Source organism: Microbacterium sp. ISL-103, from assembly GCF_018613995.1.
Lineage (GTDB): Bacteria > Actinomycetota > Actinomycetes > Actinomycetales > Microbacteriaceae > Microbacterium.
Genome location: NZ_JAGGPD010000230.1, coordinates 1 through 5,836, shown reverse-complemented (window position 1 = coordinate 5,836; position 5,836 = coordinate 1). Strand labels below are relative to the sequence as shown.

Annotated in this window: 8 protein-coding genes; 4 read left to right on the top strand and 4 right to left on the bottom strand. The window is 67.5% G+C overall.

Features of this window, described 5'->3' with window-relative positions:
* Together J7E68_RS09475 and J7E68_RS09470 are read left to right on the top strand one after the other, a co-directional pair.
* On the top strand, positions 1-919 hold a 919-nt coding region (locus J7E68_RS09475), incomplete at its 5' end, for a potassium transporter TrkG (protein WP_285225101.1).
* Positions 912-1,583 carry a TrkA family potassium uptake protein gene (locus J7E68_RS09470; RefSeq protein WP_047520565.1) on the top strand — a complete coding sequence of 224 codons (672 nt, stop codon included), beginning with the start codon at positions 912-914 and terminating at the stop codon, positions 1,581-1,583. The genes J7E68_RS09475 and J7E68_RS09470, both read left to right, overlap by 8 nt.
* Before the next feature lie 22 nt (positions 1,584-1,605).
* Here the strand turns inward: J7E68_RS09470 and J7E68_RS09465 are convergent, their stop codons facing one another.
* Entirely contained in the window at positions 1,606-1,893 is a 288-nt protein-coding gene (locus J7E68_RS09465; RefSeq protein WP_215172023.1) for a DUF1905 domain-containing protein, read from the bottom strand.
* A 1-nt stretch (position 1,894) separates the two neighbouring features.
* Positions 1,895-2,734 (bottom strand): pyrroline-5-carboxylate reductase, encoded by an 840-nt coding sequence (gene proC / locus J7E68_RS09460; RefSeq protein WP_215172021.1) that lies wholly within the window; start codon positions 2,732-2,734, stop codon positions 1,895-1,897.
* A gap of 60 nt (positions 2,735-2,794) precedes the next feature.
* Between proC and J7E68_RS09455 the strand changes: the two genes are divergently transcribed.
* Positions 2,795-3,766 carry a cation diffusion facilitator family transporter gene (locus tag J7E68_RS09455; RefSeq protein ID WP_215172019.1) on the top strand — a complete coding sequence of 324 codons (972 nt, stop codon included), beginning with the start codon at positions 2,795-2,797 and terminating at the stop codon, positions 3,764-3,766.
* 19 nt (positions 3,767-3,785) lie between these two features.
* On the opposite strand, the gene tadA is transcribed toward J7E68_RS09455, so the two are convergent.
* The gene (tadA, locus tag J7E68_RS09450) at positions 3,786-4,241 is read right to left on the bottom strand and encodes a tRNA adenosine(34) deaminase TadA (protein ID WP_215172017.1); all 456 of its coding nucleotides are present in this window, start codon (positions 4,239-4,241) and stop codon (positions 3,786-3,788) included.
* Between the two features lie 81 nt (positions 4,242-4,322).
* Here tadA and upp point away from each other — a divergent pair, with 81 nt between their 5' ends.
* The gene (gene upp, locus J7E68_RS09445; RefSeq protein ID WP_215172015.1) at positions 4,323-4,955 is read left to right on the top strand and encodes a uracil phosphoribosyltransferase; all 633 of its coding nucleotides are present in this window, start codon (positions 4,323-4,325) and stop codon (positions 4,953-4,955) included.
* Positions 4,956-4,972: 17 nt separating this feature from the next.
* Here upp and J7E68_RS09440 read toward each other — a convergent pair.
* The coding region (locus tag J7E68_RS09440) for a LysR family transcriptional regulator (protein ID WP_215172013.1) at positions 4,973-5,836 on the bottom strand (864 nt) is incomplete at its 5' end.

Genomic DNA, 5,836 nt, shown 5'->3' with positions numbered 1-5,836 from the left:
GCTCGCCGTACTCCTCTACCCCGCGCTCGTCATGGCCGGCGTCGAACCGATCGCCGCACTGTGGGAGGCCCCCTACTTCGCCGCGATGGCGTTCACGAACACGGGCTTCGCGCCGAACGCCGGCGGTGTCGCGGTGTTCGCCGACGACTACCTGGTGCTCTCGCTGCTGATGGTCGGCGTCTTCCTCGGAAGCATCGGCTTCCCGGTCATCTACACGCTGGCCAAGCACGTGTGGCACGTGAAGAAGTGGTCGCTGCACACCAAGCTCACCCTCGTCACCACCGTGCTGCTGTTCGTTCTGGGTGCCGTGGTGTTCCTCATCCTCGAATACGCGAACCCCAAGACCTTCGGGTCGATGGATGCGGCGGACACCACGTTCCAGGCGTTCTTCCTCTCGGCGATGACCCGTTCCGGCGGCTTCAACGTCATCGAGATGGACGACCTGAACGGATCGTCGCTTCTGGCCGCGAGCATGCTGATGTTCGTCGGCGGCGGCTCGGCATCCACCGCCGGCGGAATCAAGGTCACGACCCTCGCCGTACTCGCGATCGCCGTCTGGTCGGAGGCGAAGGGCCGCCAGTCGGTCGAGGCGTTCGGCCGCCGCATCCCCAGCGATGTGCAGCGCGTCGCTCTCAGCGTCGTCGCGTGGGGTGCGACGATCGTCGCGCTCTCGACGATCATCATCGCCCAGATCACGAAAGCCGACATCAGTCACGTCCTGTTCGATGTGATCTCCGCGTTCGCGACGGTGGGCCTGTCGACCGGACTCACCGCCGAGCTCCCCGATGCCGGCACCTACGTGCTCGCGACCACCATCTTCATGGGGCGCGTTGGTACAGTGACTCTCGCCGCGGCCGTCGCCGCGACATCGCGAACGCAGTACTACTCACTGCCCGTGGAAAGGCCGATCGTTGGTTGAAGTCCTCCGGGGCGACGCTCCCGTCCTCGTCATCGGTCTCGGCCGCTTCGGTGCCGCCTGCGCGGGCGAACTCGACCGCCTCGACCGCGAGGTGCTCGCGATCGACGACAACCTCGAGCTCGTGCAGAAGTGGTCCGACCGCGTGACGCACACCGTGCAGGCCGATGCCAAGAACATCGACGCACTGCGGCAGATCGGCGCCCAGGACTTCCAGGTCGCCGTCGTCGCCGTCGGCTCGTCGATCGAGGCGTCGGTGCTCATCACCGCGAACCTCGTCGACCTCAAGGTGCCGCAGATCTGGGCCAAGGCCGTCTCGCAGTCGCACGGCAAGATCCTCGCCCGCGTCGGCGCGAACCACGTCATCTACCCCGAGCGCGAAGCCGGCGAGCGCGTCGCCCACCTCGTCTCGGGTCGCATGCTCGACTTCATCCGGTTCGACGACGACTTCGTGCTCGCGAAGATGTACCCGCCGAAGTTCATCCGCGGCGTCGGGCTCAACGAGTCGGGCGTGCGCAGCAAGTACAAGGTGACGGTGGTCGGCGTGAAGAGCCCGGGCAAGCCGTTCCGCTACGCCGAGGCGAACACGATCGTCACCAACCACGACCTGATCATCGTGTCGGGCACCAACAGCGACATCGAGCGCTTCGCCGCGCTCGATCGCTGATCGGCATCCGCACGAGGGGACGTCAGGCGTCGATGTCGAGCGTGATCTCGACGACGTCGTCGATTCCGACGCCCTCACGATCCTGCAGCGCCTTCTTGACGGGCACGATGTAGCCGCCGTCCTTCGGCCAGAGCGCGGTGGTCACGGTCGTCCGACCGATGGTCACGGATGCGGGGATCATTCCCCAGCCGTATGTGACGACGCTCGCCACATCGCCGATCATCTCGCTCTCAGCCGGCGGCACGGTGACGAAGTGGAACGGCGCAGGACCCCGCCAGAACCAGATCTCTCCCGTGAACCGCAGTCGCATGTCAGGCTCCGGCAGCGAGCTCTCCGGCGCGAGCGAGCGCGGCATCCGCAGCCTCGGCGAACGTGCGATCCAGATGCGCGTCCTGCAGCACGGCGACGGCCCGCTCGGTGGTGCCCTTGGGGCTCGTGACACGACGGCGGAGCTCGGACGGCTCCTCGCCCGAGGCATCGAGCAGTGCGGTCGCCCCGATGAAGGTCTGCTCCACCATGGTCCGAGCATCATCGTTGCTGAACCCCATGCCGACAGCGGCCTTCGTCAGCTCTTCGATGAGCAGGTAGACGTACGCGGGGCCTGACCCGGAGATCGTCGAGAGCGCGTCGATCTGCGACTCCGGCACCTCGACCACCGCGCCCACCGTCGCGAAGAGGCGGTGCACGAGAGCGAGATCCTCGGCCGATGCGGCCGCGCCCGCGGCAAGACCGGTCACGCCCTTGCCGACCGTGGACGGGGTGTTCGGCATCGAGCGGATGACCCGGACGTCGGCGCCGAGGTTGTCGGCGAAGGTCTGCAGCGTGACTCCGGCTGCCAGACTCACGACGATCGCGTCGTCGGCCAGTGCCGGAGCGATCTCGCGCAGCAGATCCGGCACCATCGCGGGCTTCACACCCACCAGCACGATGCGCGCCGACTCGGCCGCACGGAGGTTGCCGTCGGCGGTCTCGGAGAGCGCGATGCTCGTCACACCGTCGAGCTCTGCGAGCGCCGCCGCCTTGTCGGTCGTGCGGTTCGTGGCGACGATGCCGCCGTCGATCCGGATTCCCGATGCGACCACTCCCCGGAGAATCGCACCGCCCATCGAACCGGCACCGAGGAACGCGAGAGCGGGAAGAGAGTCAGCCATGTCGTCATCCTACGGCGGGCGCACCCGGCGACAGCGGGCAAGCGGATCTAGACTCGACGCATGAGTGCATCCGGCGGCGGCAAGGCCATTCTCGCGGCGTTCCTGGCGAACCTGGGCATCGCCCTGGCGAAGTTCGTGGCATGGGCGCTCTCGGGGTCCGCCTCCATGCTCGCCGAGGCGATCCACTCGGTCGCCGACTCCGGCAATCAGCTGCTGCTCATGCTGGGCGGCCGCAAGGCGAAGCGAGAGGCCGACCGCGCTCATCCGTTCGGCTACGGCCGGGAGCGGTACGTCTACGCGTTCGTCGTGTCGATCATCCTGTTCTCCGTCGGAGGCCTGTTCGCGATCTACGAGGCCATCGACAAGCTCACCCACCCGCACGAGCTCGATCAGACCTGGTGGTGGCTGCCGATCGTCGTGCTCGTGGTCGCGATCGGGCTCGAGTCCTTCTCGCTGCGCACCGCGGTCAAGGAGAGCAACCTGGTGCGCGACGAGAACCAGTCCTGGGTCTCGTTCGTCCGTCGCGCGAAGGCGCCCGAGCTTCCGGTCGTGCTCCTTGAAGACGTCGGGGCCCTCACCGGACTCACGTTCGCGCTGCTCGGCGTCGGTCTCACCGTGATCACCGGAAATCCGGTCTTCGACGCCCTCGGCACCCTGATGATCGGCATCCTGCTCGTGCTGATCGCCATCGTTCTCGGCATCGAGACCAAGAGCCTGCTCGTCGGCGAAGGCGCCACGCCGGCCGACCACGACCGGATCGTCGACGCGATCAACGCGGGCGACGAGATCGAGAAGATCATCCACATGAAGACGCTGTACCTGGGGCCGGACGAACTGATGGTGGCGGCCAAGATCGCGCTCAACGCCGACAAGCCGCTGCGTGAGGCGGCGGTCGACATCGACGCGATCGAGAGCAGGATCCGCGAAGCGCTTCCGATCGCGCGGGTCATCTACATCGAGCCCGACGTGTACCGTCCGTCACTCGACCCCGAGCCCTCGACCGACGTCTTCGTGCTCAAGTCCTCGGACTGAGCGACCACGGCCCGAGCCGTCAGCGGCGCTGCTCGAAGAAGTCCCGAAGCAGCGCGGTCGCGGCGTCCGCCTCCACTCCCCCGATGACCTCGGCACGGTAGGGCAGGCGGCGATCGCGCAGCACGTCGTACATGGATCCCGCGGCGCCCGCTTTCTCGTCCCAGGCTCCGAAGACCACGCGCCCGATCCTCGCCTGCAGGATCGCTCCCGCGCACATGACGCACGGCTCGAGCGTCACCACGAGGGTGTGGCCGTCGAGATTCCAGGAGCCGACCGATGCTGCCGCCGCACGCAGGGCATCGATCTCGGCGTGACCGGTGGGGTCGTGCGTCGCTTCGCGGTTGTTGAGTCCCTCCGCGACGATGCGCCCCTCGGCATCGAGCACGACAGCGCCCACGGGGATCTCCGACGCTGCCGCCGCATCGACCGCGAGCTCGAGAGCACGGCGCATCGCGAGGGTGTCTGCGGCGGTCATGCGTCGAGCCTACGACAGCCGCGCGCGCGGACGCGGGCATCCGATGTCGTGCCGGAGCCCCCGGCGCATTAGCCTGTATCCATGCGTGTCCACGTCGCCGACCACCCTCTCGTCACTCACAAGCTCTCGGTACTGCGCGACCATCGCACGCCGTCGCCCGTCTTCCGCCAGCTGACGGACGAGCTCGTGACGCTTCTCGCGTACGAGGCGACCCGCAACGTGAAGGTCAGCCCGGTCGAGATCACCACTCCGGTGACGACCACGATGGGCGTGAAGATCTCCGAGCCCCGCCCCATCGTCGTGCCCATCCTGCGTGCAGGCCTCGGCATGCTCGAGGGTCTCGTGAAGCTGCTGCCGACCGCTGAGGTGGGCTTTCTCGGAATGGTCCGGGACGAGACGACCTTCGAGCCGACGACGTACGCCGAGCGCCTGCCCGACGACCTGAGCGACCGCCAGTGCTTCGCCATCGATCCGATGCTCGCGACCGGCGGCTCGCTCGCCGCCGCGATCCAGTTCCTGTTCGACCGCGGCGCCAAGGACGTCACGGCGATCTGCCTGCTGGGCACCCCGGAGGGGCTCGCTGCGATCGAGGCGCTCGTCGGCGACCGCGATGTCACGATCGTGCTCGGCGCTCTCGACGAGCGGCTCAACGAGAAGGGCTACATCGTGCCCGGTCTCGGCGACGCGGGCGACAGGCTCTACGGCACGGTCTGACCGATCGCCCGCTCGACTCAGTCGAGCAGCGCCACCCCGAAACCCGCGACGACGTCGCGCACCTCCACGAGATACTGCCGCGCCTGCTCGGTGAGGGGAATGGCCGTGCGACCGACCCATCCGATCTCGATGTGCTCGTCGACGTCGAGGGGCACCGCGACGATCTCCGGGTCGAGATCGTCGCTGATGATGCCGGTGGAGATCGTGTAGCCGTCGAGCCCGATCATGAGGTTGAAGATGGTCGCACGATCCGAGACCCTGATCTCCTGCGCGCTCGAGAGGGTCGAGAGGATCTCTTCGGCGAAGTAGAACGAGTTGTTCGCGCCCTGGTCGAACGTGAGCCGTGGCAGGCCCACGAGATCGTCGAGGGTCGCGCGGTCTCGGGAGGCGAGGGCATTGCGCCGTGAGACGAAGATGTGCGGCTCGGCGACGAACAGAGGATGGAACGCGAGACCGGAGTCCCGCAGCAGCTTGTCGATGACGTTGCGGTTGAAGTCGTTGCGGAACAGGATGCCGAGCTCGCTGCGCAGAGTCCGCACGTCTTCGATGATGTCCCACGTGCGGGTCTCCCGCAGGGAGAACTCGTACTCCGCCGCGCTGGTGCGCTTCACCATCCGCACGAACGCATCGACCGCGAATGAGTAATGCTGCTGCGACACCCCGATCTGCAGTCGCGACGGCGGCCGCCCCAGGTAGCGCTGCTCGGGCAGTTCCGCCTGCTCTACGACCTGCCGCGCGTATCCGAGGAACTCCGACCCGTCGGTGGTGAGCGTGACGCCTCGTGCCGAGCGCGCCAGAAGCGCGCGGCCCACCCGACTCTCGAGGTCCTTCATCGCCGCGGACATCGTGGGCTGAGCGACGTAGAGCAGGTCGGCCGCCGC

What these genes read in the sequence shown, in the direction of transcription:
- tadA (WP_215172017.1), bottom strand. Translation starts at nt 4,241, where the DNA reads ATGACCGCCGCAGACACCCTCGCGATGCGCCGTGCTCTCGAGCTCGCG.
- J7E68_RS09455 (WP_215172019.1), top strand. Translation starts at nt 2,795, where the DNA reads ATGAGTGCATCCGGCGGCGGCAAGGCCATTCTCGCGGCGTTCCTGGCG.
- upp (WP_215172015.1), top strand. Translation starts at nt 4,323, where the DNA reads ATGCGTGTCCACGTCGCCGACCACCCTCTCGTCACTCACAAGCTCTCG.
- proC (WP_215172021.1), bottom strand. Translation starts at nt 2,734, where the DNA reads ATGGCTGACTCTCTTCCCGCTCTCGCGTTCCTCGGTGCCGGTTCGATG.
- J7E68_RS09465 (WP_215172023.1), bottom strand. Translation starts at nt 1,893, where the DNA reads ATGCGACTGCGGTTCACGGGAGAGATCTGGTTCTGGCGGGGTCCTGCG.